At 61.0% G+C, this 22,469-nt stretch carries 18 protein-coding genes and 1 tRNA gene; 15 read left to right on the top strand and 4 right to left on the bottom strand.

Features of this window, described 5'->3' with window-relative positions:
- Positions 1-8: 8 nt before the first annotated feature.
- Together yaaA and BUB23_RS18205 are read right to left on the bottom strand one after the other, a co-directional pair.
- Positions 9-812 (bottom strand): peroxide stress protein YaaA, encoded by an 804-nt coding sequence (gene yaaA, locus BUB23_RS18210; protein WP_073105813.1) that lies wholly within the window; start codon positions 810-812, stop codon positions 9-11.
- Positions 813-921: 109 nt separating this feature from the next.
- Positions 922-1,704 (bottom strand): 3-hydroxybutyrate dehydrogenase, encoded by a 783-nt coding sequence (locus BUB23_RS18205; protein ID WP_073105811.1) that lies wholly within the window; start codon positions 1,702-1,704, stop codon positions 922-924.
- Positions 1,705-1,949: 245 nt separating this feature from the next.
- Here BUB23_RS18205 and BUB23_RS18200 point away from each other — a divergent pair.
- The 15 genes from BUB23_RS18200 to BUB23_RS18120 all read left to right on the top strand — a co-directional run bounded on the left by BUB23_RS18200 (position 1,950) and on the right by BUB23_RS18120 (position 20,893).
- Positions 1,950-2,039, top strand: a tRNA-Ser gene (locus BUB23_RS18200).
- 496 nt (positions 2,040-2,535) lie between these two features.
- Positions 2,536-3,099 (top strand): transcription termination/antitermination protein NusG, encoded by a 564-nt coding sequence (nusG, locus tag BUB23_RS18190; protein ID WP_073105801.1) that lies wholly within the window; start codon positions 2,536-2,538, stop codon positions 3,097-3,099.
- Positions 3,100-3,334: 235 nt separating this feature from the next.
- Positions 3,335-4,489 carry a polysaccharide biosynthesis/export family protein gene (locus BUB23_RS18185; RefSeq protein WP_178372338.1) on the top strand — a complete coding sequence of 385 codons (1,155 nt, stop codon included), beginning with the start codon at positions 3,335-3,337 and terminating at the stop codon, positions 4,487-4,489.
- Positions 4,490-4,500: 11 nt separating this feature from the next.
- Positions 4,501-6,777: a polysaccharide biosynthesis tyrosine autokinase gene (locus BUB23_RS18180; RefSeq protein ID WP_073105796.1), complete on the top strand. Its 2,277-nt coding sequence runs from the start codon at positions 4,501-4,503 to the stop codon at positions 6,775-6,777.
- Between the two features lie 66 nt (positions 6,778-6,843).
- The gene (locus tag BUB23_RS18175) at positions 6,844-8,217 is read left to right on the top strand and encodes a polysaccharide deacetylase family protein (protein WP_218599070.1); all 1,374 of its coding nucleotides are present in this window, start codon (positions 6,844-6,846) and stop codon (positions 8,215-8,217) included.
- A 125-nt stretch (positions 8,218-8,342) separates the two neighbouring features.
- Positions 8,343-9,629: a glycosyltransferase gene (locus BUB23_RS18170; protein WP_178372337.1), complete on the top strand. Its 1,287-nt coding sequence runs from the start codon at positions 8,343-8,345 to the stop codon at positions 9,627-9,629.
- Positions 9,623-10,972 (top strand): O-antigen ligase family protein, encoded by a 1,350-nt coding sequence (locus BUB23_RS18165; protein WP_073105785.1) that lies wholly within the window; start codon positions 9,623-9,625, stop codon positions 10,970-10,972. The genes BUB23_RS18170 and BUB23_RS18165 overlap by 7 nt, the downstream gene beginning before the upstream one ends.
- A complete protein-coding gene (locus BUB23_RS18160; RefSeq protein WP_084136108.1) occupies positions 10,965-12,236 on the top strand; it encodes a TolB family protein in 1,272 nt (423 codons plus the stop codon). The genes BUB23_RS18165 and BUB23_RS18160 overlap by 8 nt, the downstream gene beginning before the upstream one ends.
- Before the next feature lie 213 nt (positions 12,237-12,449).
- Positions 12,450-13,862, top strand: coding sequence for a sugar transferase (locus tag BUB23_RS26495; RefSeq protein ID WP_084136121.1), 1,413 nt, complete (start codon positions 12,450-12,452; stop codon positions 13,860-13,862).
- 56 nt (positions 13,863-13,918) lie between these two features.
- Positions 13,919-15,109, top strand: coding sequence for a DegT/DnrJ/EryC1/StrS family aminotransferase (locus BUB23_RS18145; RefSeq protein WP_073105780.1), 1,191 nt, complete (start codon positions 13,919-13,921; stop codon positions 15,107-15,109).
- On the top strand, positions 15,102-16,439 hold the full coding sequence (locus BUB23_RS18140) for a lipopolysaccharide biosynthesis protein (protein WP_073105776.1): 1,338 nt from the start codon (positions 15,102-15,104) through the stop codon (positions 16,437-16,439). The genes BUB23_RS18145 and BUB23_RS18140 overlap by 8 nt, the downstream gene beginning before the upstream one ends.
- Positions 16,440-16,503: 64 nt before the next feature.
- Positions 16,504-18,402, top strand: a complete 1,899-nt coding sequence (gene asnB / locus BUB23_RS18135; protein ID WP_073105770.1) for an asparagine synthase (glutamine-hydrolyzing) — start codon at positions 16,504-16,506, stop codon at positions 18,400-18,402.
- A complete protein-coding gene (hisH, locus tag BUB23_RS18130) occupies positions 18,395-19,015 on the top strand; it encodes an imidazole glycerol phosphate synthase subunit HisH (RefSeq protein WP_073105764.1) in 621 nt (206 codons plus the stop codon). The genes asnB and hisH overlap by 8 nt, the downstream gene beginning before the upstream one ends.
- The gene (locus tag BUB23_RS18125) at positions 19,008-19,775 is read left to right on the top strand and encodes an AglZ/HisF2 family acetamidino modification protein (RefSeq protein ID WP_073105761.1); all 768 of its coding nucleotides are present in this window, start codon (positions 19,008-19,010) and stop codon (positions 19,773-19,775) included. Before hisH ends, BUB23_RS18125 begins: the two co-directional genes overlap by 8 nt.
- Complete coding sequence (locus BUB23_RS18120) at positions 19,772-20,893, top strand: N-acetyl sugar amidotransferase (RefSeq protein ID WP_073105757.1); 1,122 nt, start codon at positions 19,772-19,774, stop codon at positions 20,891-20,893. Before BUB23_RS18125 ends, BUB23_RS18120 begins: the two co-directional genes overlap by 4 nt.
- 3 nt (positions 20,894-20,896) lie before the next feature.
- On the opposite strand, the gene BUB23_RS18115 is transcribed toward BUB23_RS18120, so the two are convergent.
- Positions 20,897-22,009, bottom strand: coding sequence for a DegT/DnrJ/EryC1/StrS family aminotransferase (locus BUB23_RS18115; RefSeq protein WP_073105750.1), 1,113 nt, complete (start codon positions 22,007-22,009; stop codon positions 20,897-20,899).
- Positions 22,002-22,454 carry an acyltransferase gene (locus tag BUB23_RS18110; protein WP_073106086.1) on the bottom strand — a complete coding sequence of 151 codons (453 nt, stop codon included), beginning with the start codon at positions 22,452-22,454 and terminating at the stop codon, positions 22,002-22,004. Before BUB23_RS18110 ends, BUB23_RS18115 begins: the two co-directional genes overlap by 8 nt.
- Between the last annotated feature and the right edge of the window lie 15 nt (positions 22,455-22,469).

The raw sequence follows: 22,469 nt of genomic DNA, 5'->3' as shown, positions 1-22,469 counted from the left end.
AGCCGTCCCTAGGATTTATCCTGGCCGGCGCGCCTGAATACCAGCTTCGCGGGCGAGGAAACCGCCGAGTCGAAGGCATAGCCCTCGCTGGCGAAGCCGCGCAGCTTGGCGGGGTCGGTGATCCGGTTTTCCACGACATGGCGCGCCATCAAGCCGCGCGCCCGCTTGGCGTGAAAACTGATCACTTTCCAGGCGCCGTTCTTGAAGTCCTGGAATACGCATTGCACGACATCCGCTTGCAGCGCTTTCAAGTCCACCGACTTGAAATACTCTTCCGAGGCCAGGTTCAGCACCACGGCCTTGCCCTTGCCGGCTTTGCCCTTGGCCAGTTCCGCCAGGCGGCTGTTCAGGTACGGGGCAATGGCCGGGCGCCAGAAATCGTACAGCGTCGCGCCCTTGCGGGTCTCCAGCCGAGTGCCCATTTCCAGGCGATAAGGCCGCATCAGGTCCAGAGGCCGCAGCACGCCATACAGGCCGCTAAGCAAGGCCACATGGTCCTGCGCCCATTTCAATTGAGCGTCCGACAGGCTGGACGCATCCAGCCCCTCGTAGACGTCGCCGTTGAACGCGAGCACCGCCTGGCGTGCATTGGTCTGGTCGAACACAGGCTTCCAGGCGGCATAACGCTCGACGTTGAGCTTGGCCAGGGCCTCGCTCAGCTTCATCAAGCCGGCGATTTCCGACGCCGATTTCTTCTTCAGCACCTGGATCAGATCGCGAGCCTGTTCGATGAACAAAGGCTGCGTATGCAGCGTGGTCCGTACCGAAGAGTCGTAATCCAGCTTCTTGGCTGGTGACAGTAACAGCAACATTCTGCCTTTCCTAATTTGTTTCTGGAGGGGGACTGCCTTGCCTTATCGCGGCTTCCTGCCGCGGACCGGACTGGCGCCGCGGGCGCGTAATCCGGCATGGGCCGCCGCGCTATCTCGCTGTCCAGCCGCCATCCAGCGACAACGTGGTGCCGGTCATTTGGTCGGCCGCTTCGGATGCCAGGAATACGGCGGCGCCGCCCAGTTGCTTGGGCGTGACGAATTGCAGCGTCGGCTGCTTTTCGGCGAGCATTTCCCTGGCCGCATCCTCGATGCTGCCGCCCTGCTTCTGCGCCAGCGCTTCGATCTGTTTCTCGACCAGCGGCGTGCGCACCCAGCCCGGGCAGATCGCATTGCAGGTCACGCCATTGCCGGCATTTTCCAGCGCGGTGACCTTGGTCAGCCCGACCACGCCATGCTTGGCCGCGACATAGGCCGACTTGTTGGCCGACCCTACCAGGCCATGGGCCGAAGCGATGTTGATGATGCGCCCCCAGCTCTGCTTTTTCATGTGCGGCAAGGCGGCCGCCGTGCCATGGAATACCGCGGACAGATTCAGCGCAATGATCGCATCCCAGCGCTCTATTGGAAAATCCTCGATCAGATCGGTATGCTGGATGCCGGCATTATTCACCAGGATGTCGATGCCGCCCAATGCCTGCACCGACGCATTGATGAAGTCGCGCGTTGCCCCCGCCTGCGTCAGGTCGGCATTGATGTAGTAGGCCTTGATGTCGAATTCCAGTTCCAGATTGACCCGTTCTTTTTCTATGGCCTCGGCATCGCCGAACCCGTTGATCACCACATTGGCGCCATTGGAGGCCAATTCGCGGGCGATCGCCAGGCCGATGCCGCTGGTCGAACCCGTGATGACTGCATGTTTGCCTGTAAGCATGTTGTTCCTTTATCAGATGGTCCAAAATTGGCTCGATGCTGCGTCATTAGTGTACCGTCCTATTCCCGCCCGCCGCCCCGCGTGGCGCGCGCCCAGGCCCAATTATGATTTTTTTTATTTCCTTGCTAGAATAGCGGACTTGCCTGATGTGCGACGGACTCCGACCGGTTCGACGCGCGCTGCACAGGCAGGCGGTTTGCAGGCCCGTGCGCAAGCGCAAGGCGGCAAACCGGCGGCGGCAAACAGGACAGGTGGCAGAGTGGTCGAATGCGCTGGACTCGAAATCCAGTGTACGTTTAGGCGTACCGTGAGTTCGAATCTCACCCTGTCCGCCACTCGAATAATTGGAAACCCGCAAGGCTGAATGCCTCTGCGGGTTTTTTTTCGCCAGCCTCCGCCATATGGCGGAGGCTGGGCCGCAAGGCGGTCCTTTTGCGGGCCCCCGCCCCTTGGTGGGAGTCGATACAAAAAAAAAGCAATTGTGTGAATTCATGTTCGCCATGCTTGCCCGCAGCGCAAAAACCCGACTCAAAAGCGCGCAAGGACTTGCGCCCCGGCCCGGCAATTTCCTACTCCACACAGCCTACTCAACCCAGCCTACAACGCCTGCCTTAGCTCATATAGCTGATGGCTGCTGGAAAGCAATATCTGCTAAAAATTGCACATATTTGAAAGCATGGCGAAGGCATTGCGAACACCGCGCAGTGGCCGGAAACCAAGGCACGCGGGGATCCCGGAACCGCTACGCCGCTTCAGGAAAACAAACGACCAGGGTCGAGGGGGAAGCGAATAATGCATTGCCATGTAGATCGATCATCTGCGCAGACGGCCATGCCGGCCCATATGGCGGCGGCGTCCCCCGCCTGCGAGAGCCCTGCCGCCTGGTACGTCGCATACACCGAGCCGCGCCAGGAAAACCTCGCGGCAGCCAACTTGCAGCGTCAAGGCTTCCTGACCTACCTGCCTTTATACAAGACCGGCAAGAAGAAATCCAGCAAATCGGGGGCCGGCGGCGCCGCGCCGGCACTGGCCGGCTACGAGCCCATGTTTCCGCGCTATATGTTCTTCAAGCCATCCAGCCACAAGCAGTCCATCAGCACGGTCAGGTCGACGCGCGGCGTCAATTCCATCGTCAGATTCGGGCCCAATTTCGCGCTGGTGCAACCGGACATCCTCGCCGCCATCCAGGAACACGAGCGGCAACGCAGCCGGGAAGCGCCCCGCGACATCAGTCCTTTGGAGCCGGGGAAGCGCATACGCCTCAATGACGCGGCATTGAACGGCCTGGAAGGCCTGGTGCATTCCGTCTCCGCACAGCGCGTCGTCGTGCTGATGGAAATTCTTGGCCGGCAGACCAGGGTCAAGCTGCCGCAGCATCAGGTGGAGCTGGTTTAACGCAAAAAAACGCTGGATATCCGACCACAAGCATGTCCTCGCCGGGGTGAGCGAGGCGCATCGTGTTTTACCCACTGACCCCAACGCAACACTTTATGGCAGTAGAAAACAAAGTGCTTTCCCCCCCCTTGGGTAGACGGCACTGCGGCAGCCTGCATGGCTGAAATACCGAAGCCAGCGCCCGATACCGGCCTGGCTTACCTGGCTCAACACCCGTTACTCTAAAGTGAACCCGATGAAAGAATCGCTTCTTTCCCCGCGCCGGCCTGTGGTTTCGCGCCTTGCCACCGTCGGCACGATGATAGCTATCTTCGCCTTGCTTTCCGCATGCAGCATGTCGCCTGGCATGTATATGGGCAAGCCCCAGGATGTGTCCCAGGCGCTTCAGAATGAGGCGGCGCCGCCGGGCGCGCTGATGACGATCTCGCCGCAATTGATCGAGCAGCAGCGCGCATCGGAGAACACGGAAATCAATTTCGATATCAAGCGGCTGTTTGGCGTGCCGACGGAATACCGGGTCGGCCCCGGCGACATTCTGAACATCGTCGTCTGGAACCACCCCGAACTGGCGCTGGCGATGGCCGGCTCGAACGTGGCTACCTATGCGCCCAGCATCGCCGATGTGGGCAATGGCTACAACGTCAGCACCGAGGGCTATATCCAGTTCCCGTTTGTCGGCGCCATCAAGGTGGCGGACCTGACCGAATATGAAATACGGTCGCTGTTGACCCGCCGCATGGCCCAGTACATCAGCGATCCGCAATTGACTGTACGGATTCAGGCCTACCGCAACGGCCGCGTCTATGTCGACGGCGAGGTGCGCAACCCCGGCCTGGTGACGATGAATGACATCCCCATGACCCTGCCCGAGGCGATAAACCGGGCCGGCGGCCTGACGGCCGACGCCGACCGCTCTTCCGTCGTCCTGACCCGCAATGGCGTCGCCACGCACATCAATATGCCGCTGCTCACCAGAAAGGGCGTGAATCCCGCGCAGATCCTGATGGCCAACGGCGATCTGCTGCGCGTGATCAACCGCAACGATTCCAAGGTGTTCCTGCTGGGCGACGTCCACACCGCCCGCGCCCAGCCCCTGATGGACGGCCAGCTTACGCTTGCCCAGGCACTGGGCGAGGCGGGCGGCCTGAATCCGGAGACCAGCAATGCGCGCCAAGTCTATGTGATACGCAAGGGCCTCAATGGAAACGCCGAAATCTATCATCTGGATGCGAGCGCGCCGACCGCATATGTCCTGGCCGCCGACTTCGAACTGAAGGCCCGCGACATGGTTTTCGTCGACCCGGCTCCCATCGTCAGATGGAACCGCGTCATAAGCATGCTTCTGCCCAGCTACGGCGCCATCAGCGCCACCCGGGACATGACACGATGAATGGTGCCGACATGAACAAGTCCTACGCTATAGCCCCCGCCGGGCACGCCGCTCCCGTCGTGCTCCCCGCGCCCTATGCGCCCCAGAATAATGACGACATCAATTTCCTGGGGTTGCTGGATACGGCGCTCAATGCACGCTGGCTGATCCTGAGCGTGCTGATGACCGCGCTGCTGCTGGGCGGGGCCTACGCCCTGTTCAGCCAGCCCGTGTATCAATCCGACATCCTGATCCAGGTCGAACAGAATCCGACCGCCGCCAACAATAATCTGCTCAGCGAGCTGTCCACTGTGTTCAATGTGCAGTCGCCCGCCACCGCGGAAATTGAAATCCTGAGATCGCGCCTGGTCATCGGGCAGGCAAGCGACCAGTTGCAGCTGCATGTAGAGGCGACTCCCAATTATGTGCCCATAGTCGGGGCGTGGCTGGCCAAACATGCTTCCGGGCTGTCCGCGCCGCGCCTGTTCAAAGTCGGCAACTATATCCTGGGAGGTTATGTGTGGGGCACGGAATCCGTGAAAATCGGGCAGCTCGACGTTCCTGAACGCCTGGAAAACAAGCCTTTGACGCTGACCGCCACGGCCGACGGCTATGACTTGCGCGGGCCGGATGGCGAGATGCTGGCCCAGGGCAAGGTCGGCGTGGCCACCGATGTGAAAGCAGGGGCCGAGCAGGGCCGCATATTGGTCAGCGGCCTGAATGCCAGGCCCGACGCGCGCTTCACCCTGCTGCGGCGCTCGCGCCAGAACATCATCCAGGACCTGCAGGACAAACTGCTCATCGACGAAAAAGGCAAGCCGTCGGGCGTGCTTTCCATGACGCTGGACGGACCGGACCCGAACAAGGTCACCGCCATCCTGAACGCGATAGGCTTTGCCTATGTGAAACAGAACACGGAACGCAAGGCGGCCGAGGCCGAGAAATCCCTTGAGTTCCTGGAGGGCTTCCTGCCCCAGCTCAGAAAGCAGATGGACGAGTCGGACAACAAATACACCGCATTTCGCGACGAGCATGGCACCTTCAACCTGGGCACCGAGGGCACCCTGTCCCTGAACCGCTCGGTGACCATGCAGACCCAGCTGTTCGAGCTCCAGCAAAAACGCCGCGAGCTGGGCGCACAGTTCGGTCCTTCCCACCCCAGCATCATGGCGCTCAACGGGCAGATCGGCGCTCTTGAAAGCGAACTGGGCAAGCTGACCTCGCATATCAAGGCGCTGCCCGAACTCGAACAGCAACTGCTGAACCTGATGCGCGAGGTGAAGGTCAATGGCGAGCTCTACGCCAGCCTGCTCAACAGCGCCCAGCAACTGCGCCTGGTCAAGGAAGGCAAGGTAGGCAACGTGCGCATGGTCGATACGGCCATCGCTCCCGAGCTGCCCATCAGGCCGAATCGCCCGCTGGTCCTGGTGGTCGCGGGCCTGGCGGGACTGCTGCTGGGCACCGGCATGGCCTTGCTGCGCGGCCTGCTGCGCAACGGCGTCAAGGCGGCAAGCGATATCGAATCCACGCTCGGCCTGAATGTGTTCGCCACCGTGCCCCGCGTGCTTCCCGGGGTCAACCGGCCGCCGCGGCTGGGAAGCCGCAGCGGCGCCAAATACGTGCTGGCGGAAAGCTCACCCGACGACCCGGCCATAGAAAGCCTGCGCAGCCTGCGCACGACCTTGCGCTTCGCGCTGCAGGATGCGGCCAACAACATCATCATGCTCACCGGCCCCACGCCCAATATCGGCAAAACGTTCACGAGCGTGAACCTGGCCGCAGTGCTCGGCGCCGCCGACAAGCGCGTGCTGCTCATCGACGCCGATTTCCGCAGCGGCGGGGTCCACCGGTACTTCGAGCTGCAGCGCTACAACGGCTTCAGCGATCTCATCAACGGCTCGGCAACGCTGCCGCAGGTGCTGCACAAGAACGTGATGCCTAATGTGGACCTGATCACCACCGGCGTGCTGCCCCACAACCCCGCCGAAGTGCTGCTTTCCTCAAAGACGGTGCAACTGCTGCACCAATTGTCGGAAAACTACGACGTGGTATTGCTGGACACGGCTCCGGTGCTGCCCGTATCCGATGCGATCGCGCTGGCGCCCCATGTCGGCACCGTATTCATGCTGGCCAGGGCGCAGGTCAGCACCCTGGGCGAGCTGGAAGAGTCCACCAAGCGCCTGAATCAGGCGGGCGCGCAGGTCAAGGGCGTGATTTTCAACGACTTTGACGCATCCAGCCAACGCTTCAGCTCGCGCTACGGCAGCTACCACCAAAGCTATATCAGCTACGGATCGAACCGGTCCTGATCGCCACCCCTTGGCAGTCCCTGCGTTTCTTTCCGCACGAATATAGACACACTCATTCAGGGCAAAATGACCGACTCGCACTTTCCCCAACCGGCGCGCGCCGCCACGGTGGCATGGCTGAACACCATCCTGGCCGAAAGGCTCAGCGGCCAATTGCGGCTTTCCCAGCCCGCGCCGGGACATCTGCTGCTATCGCTTCCCGGCAGCGATGTCGGCATACGCATCGAATCCGACTACGCCACATTCTCGCAGGCGTGCTCCGACTTGCCCTGCAGCCACTGGGACGCCACGGCCGAAGGCTGGCAAACGCCGCTGCGGCTGCCCCTGCCGGCGCCGGGGATGGACACGCTGCCATTCCCGCTGATCGAGCAGCGCGCTACCGGCTACGCCATCCACTACGACATCCTCGGCCTGACCTACTGGATGCTGTCGCGCCAGGAGGAAGTCGGCCGCACGGACCTGGACCGGCATGGGCGGTTTCCCGCGATATCGTCCCATGCCTACAAGCATGGCTATCTGGAACGTCCCGTGGTGGACGAGTGGCTGGCGATATTGGCGCAGGTCGTGCGGCGGGCCTGGCCCGGGCTGCCCCTGGCCAGGCACAGTTTCTCCACCTGCCTTTCGCACGACGTCGATACGCCGGCCCGCTATGGCTTCTCCAGTTCCGGCAGGCTCCTGCGCACCATGGCGGGCGATGTATTGCGCAGGCACAAGCTGCTGGAGGCGTTGCAAGCGCCGGTGATCTGGCTGCTTTCCAAGGAAAAACTGCATGCCCGCGATCCCTTCAACACCTTCAACTGGATCATGGACGTATCGGAACGCCTCGGCATCATCAGCGCGTTCTATTTCATCTGCGGCCGGACCCAAGCCTCCCGCGATGCCCTGTATGACGTCAGGCATCCCGCCATCCGCGAACTCATGCGCCGCATCCACGCCCGCGGCCACGAGATAGGCCTGCATCCGAGCTACAACACTTACCAGCGGCCGGGATCCATCGTGTCGGAGGCGCGCGAACTCTTCGAGACTTGCCGTGAAGAAGGCATAGAGCAAAGCGGCTGGGGCGGGCGCATGCACTATCTGCGCTGGCAGACCCCCGGCACCCTGTACGGCTGGGAACAGGCGGGCATGGCCTACGACAGCACATTGAGCTATGCCGAGCGGCCCGGTTTCCGTTGCGGCACCTGCTTCGAGTATCCGGCCTTCGATCCGGTGGCCGGCAAGGCTCTGCACCTGCGCATCCGCCCGCTGATCGCCATGGAATGCACCGTCATGGCGCCGCGCTATATGGATCTCGGCTCGGGCGAGGCGGCCCTGAACAAATTCATCCAATTGAAAGAATCATGTCGTGCTGTGAACGGCAAATTCACCTTGCTGTGGCACAACACGCTGCTCGAGCGGCAGCAAGAACGGCTTCTTTATCAGAGCGTGCTCCTGGCGTAGGCCCGGGCCGCGGAATCCGCGATGCCATCTCGGCAAAACACCATTATTCGGCCAATCCAATGAATGAACAGAAAAAGAGAATCCTGCTGGTCAGCTGCTTTTTTTACCCTCAAAACAGAATACCTGTGCTTAGAATCGGCCAATGGGCCAAGTACTGGGCCTCGCAAGGCCATGACGTGACAGTGCTGACGACCAAGAAGTATGACTTCATGGGTCCGTTCGGGCTGGAGGCGGATTTGCCCAGGGAAGTCACCGTTGTCGAAGTGCCCTGCCTGCCATCGTGGCTGCAGCGCCGCCTGAAAAGGCGCGCCGGCGCTGACCAGGCGCCCGCCTGCGGCGCAAAAGGCGCAAATGCGGAGGCGCGCGCCTCCGCCCTGAAGAAGAATGTGCGCGGCTTGCGGCGCTATATAGGATCGATGCTGGACATCCATGACTTGTGGGTGGCGCCCGCCTATAAGGCCGGCATGCGGCTGCTCGCCGAAAACCGCTATGACGCCATAGTCAGTTCCTATTCCCCGCCCGCCACGCACGTCGTGGCCAGCAAACTGAAGAAAAAGCATCCGGACCTGGTCTGGTTCGCCGACTTCAGGGACCTATGGGTGAATAACCACATCACGTCGGCCCAGGGAATATTCAAGAAGTTCGAGTCCGCCAAAGAACGCCGCACGCTGCACGGGCTCGCCGACGCGCTCATCACCGTGTCCCGCCCCTTGGCGGCCGATCTGCAATCGCGCCACCCGACCCTGCCCGTGTGGGTCATCGAAAACGGCTTCGACCCCCAGGAGTTCCCGACCTGGATGCAATCGGTATCGGCCGGGCCGCGGCTGGCCGGCAACATCACCATCTGTTATGCGGGAACCATATATCCCCAGCGGCGCGATCCCACGCCCTTGTTCACCGCCGTCAACGAGCTGATCGACGCGGGCCTGATCAGCCCGGACAAAGTCAGCATCGAGTTCTACGGCCAGAACGAAAGGGAACTCAACGACATCATCCAGCGCACTTACGCCAACCGGCACAACATCATCAAGATCAAAGGCTTCGTCACCCGCCAGGCCTCCCTGGAAGCGCAAAGGAAAAGCAATCTGCTGCTACTGCTCGAATCGGGCGAGCCCCGCGCAAAAGGCATGCTGACAGGCAAGGTGTTCGAATATCTGGTCAGCGGCATACCCATCCTGGCCGTGGGTATCGATAACACCCATGCCGCCGGCGAATTGCTCGAAAAGACCGGAACAGGCTTTTGCTCCAACGACGCCGAAGAACTGAAAGGCCTGTTGCTGGCGGCGATAGAGTTCAAGCGATTCAATTTTTACAAGCCCCATAAAGACCTGATCGCCAAATATTCCCGAGAAAAGCAGGCCCAGTCCATCATCGACAGATTGGCCGCGTTCCAAGGAGCCGCCTCTTGCTGACCGGACTGAAAGCCTATTATCTGTTCGCCTCGCTGGCGCTGTTCCTGTTTGCGATCTATTCGAACAGGAATGCCCTGCATGCGTTCGGATACGGCATCGCCCTGAATATTTTCCCGCTGGCTTTGCTGCCGGACGTGTCCATGGACATCGCCCGGCTGGCGGGGATGCCGCTGGCCTATATGCCCATCACCTGCGCCGGCCTCGCCCTGGCGGTGCGCAATAACATCCGCCTGCCGCGCTCGTACAGCCTGTTGCTGACGCTGGCCATCGTCTACTGCGTCTACGCGTTCTTCACCACGGTGATAGTGGGCGGCGTCACCGTCGCGAACCTGGCTTACTGGTTCGCCTGGCCGCTGAACTTCCTCATTTTCTTCTCGGCGGCCGCCTTTTTTTCGCGGGTCGACAAAAGCACCGCGAACAAGGTCATCAAGTCCACGGTGACGGTGCTGGTGCTAGGCTGCCTGGTGGGCCTCATGCGCTATGCCCTGGGCATAGGCGAGGACGCGAACTTCATGCCCGTCGTGAACCGCAATGGCACCGTCGTATTCGTCGCCATGATATTTCCGCTGCTGCTCTATATATACAAGGAAGAGCGCAAATCGCGCAGCTGGCTGGTCTTCTGCGTGGGCTGCATCGCGCTGGCGCTGGCTTTGACATTCTCCCGGTCGGGCATCATAGGGCTGCTGGCGGGCATCGTCCTGTATTACATGCGGTTCACGCTGTCCGGCCTGCTGAAGTCCGCGGCCGCCCTGCTGCTGATCACGGCTTTCGCCTTCAGCGGCATCGCCGACAAGTCCCTGCAGCGGCTCGAGCGGGTGTCGGTCACCACGCAGATGCTGCTGCATGGCGAAGACCTGAACAACAGCATGAGCGATTACAACCGCGTCATGCTGCTGAAGGGTGCGCTGGCTACCGCCAAGGACAACTTCTGGTTCGGCACGGGCCTGGGGCTGGAAAACTACCGCAAGGGCTTCCACAAAGCCAGCGATTACGGCCACGATTCCAAGTCCCATAATTTCTATATCTCGTACTTCGCCGAGCTTGGAATAGCGGGATTTTCCCTGCTGCTGGCGATCCTGTTCCTGATTTCAAGAAAGCTGTATCCGCTCTCGAGCCGGCACAAGGCGTTCAAGGTTTCCTTCCTGGTGATAGCCATCATGATGACCATGAACGAATACATCCTGCTGCCGGAAATCTGGTTTTTCTACGGAATGCTGGCCGGCATGTCCTACATCCCGTCCGGCGCCGCCGCGGCGGCGCCCTCCTCCCTGGCGCCGGCCGGGCCGGCCTACCTGGCGCACCCCACATTCAATCGAATCACGAATCGGAACCTAAATGGCTAATGAGTATGGCTCTATGGAGCGCAAGATCGCCAAATTCCTGTCGCAGTTCCCGGTGCTGAAATCAGGAATAAAAAGCGCTTATGGGCGGCTGGTATTCATACGCAACAAAACCCCTTCCAGGACTCTTTCCAGCCACAGGATAGAACCGGTGGGCGATGAAATGCTGAATACCTTTTTCGGCTACTACGACAAGACCCCGGTATCCGAAGACGGTTTCCTGATTTGCCATTCGACCGTCCATCCCACCGACCGGAAACCCGACAGCAGGAAAAGCCTGGACATCCTGGTTTTTTCAGGAGACGACCTGAAGCTGCCGGTCCTGCAGCTGAAGACGAAAGTCTACAACTGGCAGCAAGGGGCGCGCGCCCATTGGCTGGATGCCGATTGCTTCATTTTCAATGATTTCGACGAGGCCGGGCAACGGTATATCAGCAGGGTCTTTTCATTGAAGGAAAGAAAGGAAATCAGGCGCTTCGACTTCCCCGTGCAGGACTCCTTCCGGCGCGACTATTTTCTTGCCATCAACTACCGGCGCATCCAGGCGCTCAGGCCCGACTATGGCTATCGCAACATACCCGCCCTGAATGATGTGGAAATGGCGGACCTGGACCAGGACGGCATCTGGAAAATAGACCAGGAGACGGGCGACTCGGCCCTTTTATATTCGATATCCGATGTGTGCCAGACGGATTTCGAGCCCCGCTTCAATTCAGCGAAACACAAGATCAATCACGTAATGATATCCCCCGATGGGGAAAGGTTCATATTCCTGCACCGCTATTTCGTGGGCAAGCGCAAGTTCGACAGGCTGTTCGTGGCGGGCCGCGACGGGGCGCAGCTGAAAGTGCTCGGCAACTACGGGATGGTCAGCCATTGCTTCTGGGCCGGCAAGGGCTCGCTGATCGCATATATGCGCGGCCCTTCCGGCAAAGACGGCTATTACCTCATAGACGTCGACAGCGGCGCCATCAGCTCGTTCTCCAATGGCAGCCTGGACGCCCTGGGCGATGGCCACCCCCATGTGCACGGCGACTGGTTCATCACCGACACCTATCCCGATAAATCGCGCATGCAGCATTTGCTCAAGGCCGACTTCGCCACCGGCGAAGTGGTGGAGCTCGGCCAATTCTTCCAGGGTTTCAAGTTCGGGGGGGAAACGCGCTGCGACCTTCACCCCAGGGTTTCGCCGGACGGCCGCAAGGTTTTCTTCGATTCGGTCTTCAGCGGAAAACGCAAGCTTTACATGCTGGACCTCCAGTCCTGAAGCAAGGCGCCGCCGCGGCCTGAAAATTCCGCCGCGCCTTGCCCCAACGCGGGGCCTGTCCCGCACACCTCCGCAGTGACTTTGCCGGCGCGCCATTCATAGATCTGGCGTCGGGTACCCGTGTTCGCCGCCGCTGCATCGCGGCGGCAGCGCGGCCCGATTGCGCCGGCCATCGCCACGACCCTCAACCGCCGCTATCCAGTGGGGATTGCCATGAACTTTTCAGTCTTGATGTCGGTTTATCACGCCGAGAACCCCGAGTATTTGCGCCAGGCGCTGCAAAGCCTGCACGACCAGACGCTAAGGGCAAACGAAGTGGTCCTGGTCGAGGACGGGCCTTTGCCGGACGAACTGGCGGCCGTCATTGAAGCGTTCAGGGCGCCGCTGAATATAGCCTCGGTCAAGCTCGAGACCAACCGGGGCCTTGCCGTGGCCCTCAACGAAGGCTTGCAGCACTGCCGCCATGAATTGGTGGCGAGAATGGATAGCGACGATATCTCGCTGCCGCAACGCTTTGAAAAACAGATCGCGTTCATGGCGGACAATAGCGGGATTGCGGCCAGCAGCGCGGCCCTGGACGAATTCGATGAAAACGGCGCGGTTTTCTCTTCGCGCGTCCTGCCCTTGACGCATAGCGAACTGGTCAAGTTCGCCAAGACCCGCAGCCCGATCAGCCACGCGGCGGCGGTGTTCAGGAAATCCGCAGTACTGGAGGTCGGCGGCTATCCGCTGTTCAAGCGCTCGCAGGACGTGGCCTTGTGGTCGCTATTGATTGTCCGGGGATACAGGCTGGCGAATCTGCCCGACAAGCTGTTCCTGGTCAGGGCGGGCGCGGGCTTCATGTCCAGGAACGGCCTGCAAAGCTTCAAGTATGAATACGCGGTCATCTGCTATCAGAAGAAGATAGGCTTCCTGTCGAGCTTCGATTTCCTCAAGAACACGGCGATAAGATTCATCTTGGCGGTGGCTCCGGCGGGCCTCAAGAAGCTGCTCTATTCGCATGCCAAGATCGATCTGGCGGCGTCCTGCAATGCGGCGCTCAAGCGCGCCTTCGACCTGTTCTTCTCATTCCTCGGCCTGATTTTCATGTCGCCATTGATCCTGCTGTGCTGGCTCGCGGCGTCGCTGGATACGCGCAGCAACGGCTTGTTCGTCCAGGAACGGGTCGGCCGGGGCGGCACGATATTCAAGATATACAAGATCAAGACCATGCGGGAAGGCAGCGGCGCGCAGACGACTGTCACCACCTCGGCCGACGGGCGCATCACGCGCACCGGCGCCTTCATGCGCAAGACCAAGCTCGATGAGCTGCCCCAGTTGTGGAACGTCCTGGCCGGGGACATGAGTTTTGTCGGGCCGCGTCCCGATGTGCCGGGCTACGCCGACGACCTGCAGGGCGAAGACAGAATCATTCTTTCGGTGCGCCCCGGCATCACCGGGCCAGCCTCGCTCAAGTACAAGAACGAGGAAGAGATACTGGGCCAGCAAGCGGACGCCCTGCGCTACAACCGCGAAGTCATCTGGCCCGACAAGGTGAAGATCAACAAGGAATACATCCGCGACTACAGTTTTCTGAAAGACCTCAAATACATCATCAGCACGGTTGCCAAGGGCGCCCCCGATTAGCCCCCGGCTTCCACTCTTCTCCCTCCCCGCCTGCCCCTATCAAACAAGGTGCCCCTATGCTCAACACCCCTTTTTCACCATGGCCGTCCTTTACTTCAGAAGAAGCCGATGCCGTGCGCGAAGTCATCCTGTCAAACAAGGTGAACTACTGGACGGGCCAGGAGTGCCGCAAGTTCGAAAAGGAATTCGCGGCGTGGGCGGGCTGCGACCATGCCGTGGCGGTCAGCAACGGAACGCTGGCCCTGGACGCCGCCTTGAAGGCCCTGGACATAGGCCCTGGCGACGAGGTGGTGGTGACGCCGCGCACCTTCCTGGCTTCGGTATCGTGCGTCATCAATGCCGGCGCGACGCCGGTGTTCGCCGAAGTGGACCGCGACTCGCAAAACATCACCGCGGCGACCATCCAGGCCGTGCTCAGCGACAGGACGCGAGCCGTGATCTGCGTGCACCTGGCCGGCTGGCCATGCGACATGGACCCCATCATGGCCTTGGCCAGCGAGCATGGACTCTACGTCATCGAAGACTGCGCGCAGGCGCATGGCGCCCAATACAAGGGGCGGTCCGTCGGATCGATAGGCCATATCGGCGCCTGGTCTTTTTGCCAGGACAAGATCATGACGACCGGCGGCGAGGGCGGCATGGCCACGACCAACGACCGCGCGCTATGGTCCAGGATGTGGTCGCTCAAGGATCATGGCAAAAGCTGGGATGCCATCTACCAGCGCGAGCATAAGCCCGGCTTCCGCTGGCTGCATGAAAGCTTCGGCACCAACTGGCGCATGATGGAAACGCAGGCCGCGATAGGCCGGATCCAGTTGCGGCGCATGGGCCGCTGGCATGCCGAGAGGCTGGCGCTGTCGCGGCAAATCTGGGCCGCGGCCGCGCAATTGCCGGGCTTGCGCGTGCCAGTGCCGCCGCCGGAGCTTGCCCACGCCGCCTACAAATGCTATGTATTCGTCCGGCCCGAGGCATTGAAGCCTGGCTGGAGCCGGGACCGCATCACCGATGAAATCAACGCCCGCGGCGTGCCTTGCTATACAGGCTCCTGCTCCGAGGTCTACCTGGAAAAAGCCTTCGACGGCACCGATTGGCGCCCCCGGCAGCGCTTGCCGGTCGCAAGGGAACTGGGCGAAACCGCGCTGATGTTCCTGGTGCATCCCACCCTGAGCGAGCAAGAAATCGAAAAATGCTGCGAGACCCTCGCCCACGTCATGCGCCTAGCCGCCGAGAAACCCGTTTATGCATAAGAAATTCAGCCTCAAGGGCGAATTCGTCAAGAACGTCATCACCTTGATGACCGGAACGATAGCCGCCCAGGTATTCACCGTTGCCGTAAGCCCGCTGCTGACCCGAATCTACACGCCCGCCGACTTCGGCGTGCTGGCCTTGTTCACCGCGATCAACGCCGTCTTGAGCATCATCGCCGCCGCGAGGTACGAGACGGCCATCATGCTGCCCAGGGACGATGGCGACGCCCTGAACATCGTGATGCTGTCCGCCTCCATTACGCTATGCTTCAGCGCCCTGATGCAAGGGGCCATTTTCCTGTTCGAAGACGAAATCATCAGTATGGCGAATACGCCTTTGGTGGGAAGATGGATTTATATGCTGCCGCTGAGCGTCGCGCTGACTTCCGGCACCCAGATCATGATCTACTGGAACAACCGCGGCAAGAAATTCCGCCAGCTGGCCACAAGCCGCGCCATCCATGGGGTGGGCACCGGCGTCACCCAATGCGCCCTGGGATACGGGCCCGGCACTTCGCTGGGCCTGATCGGCGGCCACGTCACCGGGCATTTGCTCGGGCTTGCCAGCCTGATCAAGGGCAACCTGTCATCGATCGCCGCGTCGCGGCCGTCCGTCACGCGCGAGCGGATCAAGGAAAATGCCAGGAAGTACAAGCGCTTCCCGCTATTTTCGCTGTGGGGTTCGCTTTTCGACAGCAGCGCCTCGCAAGTGCCCCTGTTTGTCATCGCCAGCTTTTTCTCGGCATCCATCACCGGCCTGTTCGGCTTTACCGTGAAGGTGCTGTCGCTGCCCCTGTTCCTGATTTCCAGCGCCATTTCGGAAGTCCTGTACCAAAAGATAACCCAGCTGGACAATACCAATCCATCCTCCCTGCGGCGCTACATCATCGGCATTTTCATGCTGCTGAGCTGCATCACCGTGCCTTTCTGCCTGATATTCATGACCTATGGCGTGGAGATATTTTCCTTCGTCTTCGGCAAGAACTGGGCGCTGGCCGGCGAATTCGCCGGCCCGCTCTCGATAGCGGCGGGAGTGCGCTTCATGGTCAGCCCCCTGAGCGTGGTCCTGTACTTGAACCACAACGTCAAGAAGGGCGTGGGATGGCAGGTCACATATTTCTGCACGCTCACCGCCGTGCTGCTGCTGTGCTCCCAGCAAAAGATCAATATTTTCCTGGACGCATTCGTAGCGCACGAAGTCGTTCTGTTCGCGATCTATTTCGCCGTCATTGTCAAGGCGACGAAATACCGGCACGGGCAGGACGCCGACCACACCCAGATTCCGCTGGTCTCCGAGGCCGGCGCCATGGGCAACGCCTCTGTCAAGTAGCCGGACATGCCCGGCTTCACCAACCCGAATCCTATTTACTTTTGGCCTGGCCAAGGAGACATTTATGTGCGGCATCACTGGTGGATGGTGGCTTGCGCCACCACACGATTTGCACAGCAGGATCGCATGCTCGCAAAGCAAGCTGAAACAGCGCGGGCCGGACGATCAAGGAAGCGAACTGTTCGATGTCTGCAACGGCCAATTGGCGCTGGGGCACACCAGGCTTTCCATCATCGACTTGAGCGCCGCCGGGCGCCAGCCCATGAAGTCGGGCGCGGGGCGATACAGCATCGTTTTCAATGGCGAAATATACAACTACCGCGAACTCAGGCAGGAACTGATTGCGCTTGGCCATGTTTTTCATTCGGACTCCGACACCGAGGTCCTGCTCAAGGCCTGGCAGCAGTGGAATGCCGATTGCCTGGCCCGCCTGGAAGGGATGTTCGCCTTTGTGGTGTACGACGCCAAAGACAAGACCCTGAGCTGCGTGCGGGATGCGTTCGGCATCAAGCCATTTTATTTCGACCTGGAGCAGAACCGCTTCCTGTTTGCGTCCGAGCCGGCGGCGCTCTTGAGCCTGCGCGAGCAAAGGCCCCAGGCCAACTGGCAGCGCTGCTACGATTATCTCGTGCACGGCGATTTCGATAACCAGCAGCACACTTTCATCAGGGGGATCAGGCAGTTGCTGCCGGGCCACTGGATGAAGGTCGATTTATCCAATCCCGCCGCGAGCGCGCAGAGGACCTGGTGGGAGCCGGATTTCCGGGAAAAATCCGAATTGACCTTCGACCAGGCGGCCGAGGCGGTGCGCGAACAATTCCTGCACAACGTCCGCCTGCATCTGCGCAGCGACGTGCCCCTGGGCGCGGCGCTCTCGGGAGGCATAGACTCGTCGGCCATCGTGTGCGCCATGCGCTACCTCGACCCGGCCCAGCCCATCAGCACATTCAGCTATATTGCGCCGGGGTACAAGCAGTGCGAGGAAAGCTGGATCGACGGCATCAACCAGTTCGTCGGCGCCAAGGCCCACAAGGTCAGCGCCACGGGCGACGACCTCGCCCGCGACCTGGACCGCTTGATCCATATCCAGGGCGAACCCTTCACCAGCACCAGCGCCTACGCGCAGTATCGCGTATTTCAATTGGCGCACGAGAACAACATCACGGTGACGCTCGAAGGACAAGGCGCCGACGAACTATTGGCGGGCTACGCCGGCTTCCCGGGGCACCGCATGCTCAGCCTGCTCGAGCGCGGCGACCTGTCGGGCGCTGAGAACTTCGCCCGCAACTGGGCCCGCTGGCCCGGGCGCAGCTACGGCCGCGCCTGGCAGTATCTTGCCGCCATCACCCTTCCCGACCGCCTGTTCGGCGTTGCCAGCAAGACCATGGGGCGCTCCTTCACTCCGGCGTGGCTCAATGCCGACGCCCTGGAAAATGCGGGAGTGACCATGGTGTTCGAACGGGAAAGAAAACTCGACAGCGCCAAGGGGCGACGCGTGATGGAACGACTGGCCAGCTCCCTGAAGAATCGGCACCTGCCGGGCTACCTGCGCGAGGGCGATCGCAATTCCATGCAATTCTCGCTGGAAAGCAGGGTGCCGTTCCTGACCCTGCCCCTGGCGAACCTGCTGTTCTCTTTGCCCGAGCACTACCTGATTTCACGCCAGGGCGAGACGAAAAGCGTCTTCCGCGCGGCGCTGCGCGGCATCGTGCCCGACCAGTTGCTGGACCGCAAGGACAAGATAGGCTTTGAAACCCCGGAACAATCATGGTTCCTGGAGAAATCCGGGACCGTGCGCAAGTGGCTGCAAACCAGCCATGACGTTCCTTTCCTGAACGCGAATGCCCTGCTGCAGCAGTTTGATTCCATCGCCAGCGGAAAATCGCCTTGCACCGCGCATGTGTGGCGCTGGGTCAATTTCCTCAAGTGGTACGAACAGACCGGCTGCGGCGAACATGCCTGAGATCGCCGTCCTCGACTATGGCGCGGGAAACATCAGTTCCGTGATCCGGATGATAGAACGCGCCGGCGGCCAGGCGCAGCGGGCCTCTACGCCCGCGGAAATAGCCGCGGCGGCGAAACTGGTCATACCCGGTGTGGGCGCGTTCGATCATGGCATGTCGCAGCTTGAGTCGCGCGGTCTGATGGCGGGCCTGGCCGAGGCGGCGCTGGACAAGGCCATTCCCGTGCTGGGAATTTGCCTGGGCATGCAGCTGATGTGCCGCGCCAGCGAGGAGGGGCGGATGGCGGGACTGGGCTGGATCGATGCGCAAGTGCGCCGCTTCCCGGCCCGCGACGGCTTGCGCGTGCCGCACATGGGCTGGAATACAGTGCGGGTGGCCAGGTCCAACCCCTTGCTGGGGCCGGGCCCGGACGAAAAGCGTTTTTACTTCGTGCACTCCTATTACATCGCCTGCAACCAGCCAGGCGATCCAATCGCGCTCACCAACTATGGCGAAGAATTCGTGGCCGCCTTCCAGCGCGGCAACCTGTTCGGCGTGCAGTTCCATCCCGAGAAAAGCCACCGCTACGGCATGGACCTGATCCGCAATTTCGTGGAACTGCCCATTGCTTAAACACCGCGTCATTCCAGCCTTGCTCCTGCGCGATGGGGGCCTGGTCAAGACACGCCGTTTCAAAGACGCCAAGTATGTGGGAGACCCCATCAACGCGATACGCATTTTCAACGAGAAGGAAGTCGACGAGCTGATCGTGCTGGACATTGCCGCCTCGAAACGGGACCGCGAACCCGACTACGCCACGATAGAGCTGTTTGCCGGGGAATGCTTCATGCCGCTGTGCTATGGCGGCGGCGTGCGCTCGGTGGACCAGGCGGCGCGCTTGTTCGACCTCGGCATCGAGAAAATATGCCTGCAGTCGGCGGCCTTCGGCCAGCTGGATCTTATTTCGCAGATTGCCGCCCGTTACGGCAGCCAGAGCATCGTGATATCGGTCGACGTCAAACGCAACTGGCGCGGGAAACCGGTGCTGTATGAAAGCCGCCGCGGCCAGACCCGCGAGCAGGGCTGGCTGGATTTCGCGCAAAAGGCTGTCGCGGCGGGCGCCGGAGAGGTCCTGGTCACCGCGGTCGACAGGGACGGGGAAATGGGCGGCTATGACCTGGACCTGATAAGGCAGGCCGCGCAGGGGGTCAGGGTGCCGTTGATCGCCTTGGGAGGGGCGGGAAGCCTGGAAGATATCAAAGCCGCCATAGACGCCGGCGCATCCGCCGCGGCGGCAGGTGCGCTGTTTGTATTCCATGGCCCGCACCGGGCCGTCCTGATAACCTATCCGCGGTATGCGGAACTGGAAAAACTACTGGGGCAACGAGCATGAATCTGTCTTACCAGGTATGCAGCCGCTGCGTAATGGATACGAGCGCTGCGGATATCAGCTTCGATGCGCAGGGGGTCTGCAATTACTGCAGCGAATTCCTGGCGCATTCCAGGGATGTGATCCATCAGGATCCCCTTGCCAAGAAAGCCGAATCGGAGGCCTTCATTGCCAAGGTCAAGGCCGCGGGAAAAGGCAAGCGCTATGACTGCGTGGTGGGCGTATCCGGCGGCGTGGACAGTTCATGGGTGCTGTTCCAGGCCGTGGAGCATGGGCTGCGGCCGCTGGCCGTGCATATGGACAATGGCTGGAACAGCGAGCTGGCGCAGCATAATATCGCCAATCTCGTCCAGGGCCTGGGCGTGGACTTGCACACCCATGTCATCGACTGGGGCGAATACAAGAGGCTCATGCAGGCCTTCTTCGACGCCGATGTGATCGACGTCGAACTGCTTTACGACAACGCCATGCTGGGCGTGAACTACCAGCAGGCCGCCAGGCACAAGGTCAACTACATCCTGTCGGGCTCCAACCAGGCGACCGAGGGCATGCGCATGCCGCCTGGCTGGAACTGGTTCAAGTACGACAAGAAAAACATCAAGGCGCTGGCGAAGAAATTCGGCGCCGTGCAGATCAGGACATTCCCGGCGATAGGTACGCTGGAATATGTCCGCCACCGGCTCGTCAACCGCATCCAGTGGACCTCATTCCTGGACATGATGCCCTACAACAAGTTCGAGGCGCTCGCGGCGCTGGCCGAGCGATACGGCTACAAGCCATATCCCTACAAGCATTACGAATCCATCTTCACGCGCTTTTACCAGGGTTATATCCTGCCGAACAAATTCGGCGTGGATAAGCGCCGCCTGCACCTGGGCACCCTGGTGTCCGCCGGGCAGATGACCAGGGAGCAGGCCATGGAGGGATTGAAAGGCATTGCCTACCTCACCGAAGCCGACCTGGAACGCGATAAACAGTACTTCATGAAGAAGATGGGCTGGTCGCCGGAGGAGCTGGCCGATTATATCGGCCGGGAAGGAAGGCCGCATCATATCTATGGCACGGAACTGCCCCTGTGGGAAATGTTCCAGCGCGGCCACAAGCGCTTCTTCCGGCATTGAAATTCACGCCGTTACCGCCAGCGCGCAAAATTCCCTCACCGCCTCCGCGACCTGCGATACCTGCGTTTCGTCCAGGTGCTCGCCGACGGGCAGGCTGAGCAGTTGCCCGTCGGCCTGGTTCGCGAACATCGCGGGGTCCGGCGCGCCCAGGTAGCGATATGCCTCGAGCTTGGGAAGCGCTATCGGATAATGGACGCCGGTCTGGATCCCTCTTTCCTTCAGGAATGCGGCGAGCGCATCCCGGTTTGGCGTGCGCAGCACGAATAGATGAAAAGCATGGCGGCATCCGGAGGCGACCCGCGGCAATACCACGCCGTCGACGTCCTGGAGCTCCGACAAATAAGCGGCGGCCACGCGGTTGCGATGGTCTATCCAGGCATCCAGATGCCTGAGCTTGACGGAGAGGATGGCCGCCTGCAGCCCGTCCAGCCGGCTATTGCGCCCCTCGAACTGGTGGTCGTATTTATCGATGCGGCCATGGTTGGCTATCATCCGGCACTGCCGCGCCAGGTCCGCGTCGTTGCTGGTGATGGCGCCGCCGTCGCCATAGGCGCCCAGATTCTTGCCCGGATAAAAGCTGAACGTTCCCGCATCCCCGATCGCGCCCACGCGCCTGCCTTTGTACTCGGCGCCGTGGGCCTGCGCGCAGTCCTCGATCACTTTCAGGCCCGATTCCCGCGCCAGCGCCATCAGCGCGTCCATGTCGCAGGGATGGCCATACAGATGCACGGCGATTATCGCGGCGCTGCGCGAGGTCAGCCGGCGGCGCGCATCCTCCACATCCAGCGTATAGGTGACCGGGTCCACATCGGCGAAGACCACTTTGTAGCCGCTGCGCGTCACCGCCTCGCTGGTGGCAATGAAAGTGTTGGCCGGGACTATCACTTCGGACCCGGGCAGGAAGCCAAAGGCTTCCAGGACGATTTCTATCGCGTCGGTGCCATTGCCGACGCTCACGCAATGCGCCGCCTGCTGATAGGAGGCGAAGCTTTGCTCGAATCTTTCCACGACTTCGCCGCCAATATAGGCGGAGGCGGCGATGACCTTGCCTATCGCGTCGTCGATTTCGGGCTGGATGCTTTTGTATTGCGAATGCAGATCAAGAAACTTAATCATGGAGGCCTCTTATTTTTCGAGCTGGATTGCCAGCGTAGATACCTGATTCAGTAATATCCCGGGTCACGACCGAACCCGCGCCCACCACCACGTCATCGCAGATGGAAACCGGCAGCACCGTGGCGTTGGTGCCTATCGACACCCTGTCGCCCAGCCTGGTGGGCATCCAGAGTGACTTGTCGCCGCGCGCCGGGCCGCCGCCGCTGAACAGGTCGTTGACGAACTTGGCGCCATGGGAAACAAAGCAGTCTTCGCCGATATCCACCAGCTCGCACACAAAAGCGTGCGACTGTATCCGCGTGCGGTTGCCTATCCTGGCTCCCTTCTGGATCTCGACGAAGGGTCCCACGAAAACATCGTCGCCCAATACGCAGCCGTAGATATTCACCGGCTCCACCAGCGTCACCCTTGCGCCGAACTGGGCGCCGGCCAGGGAAATTTTCATGATGTCGGGCGTGCC

Origin of the sequence: Pollutimonas bauzanensis (genome assembly GCF_900129885.1) — a bacterium.
Taxonomy (GTDB): Bacteria; Pseudomonadota; Gammaproteobacteria; order Burkholderiales; family Burkholderiaceae_B; genus Pollutimonas; species Pollutimonas bauzanensis.
This window is presented reverse-complemented; position numbering and strand designations above follow the sequence as displayed.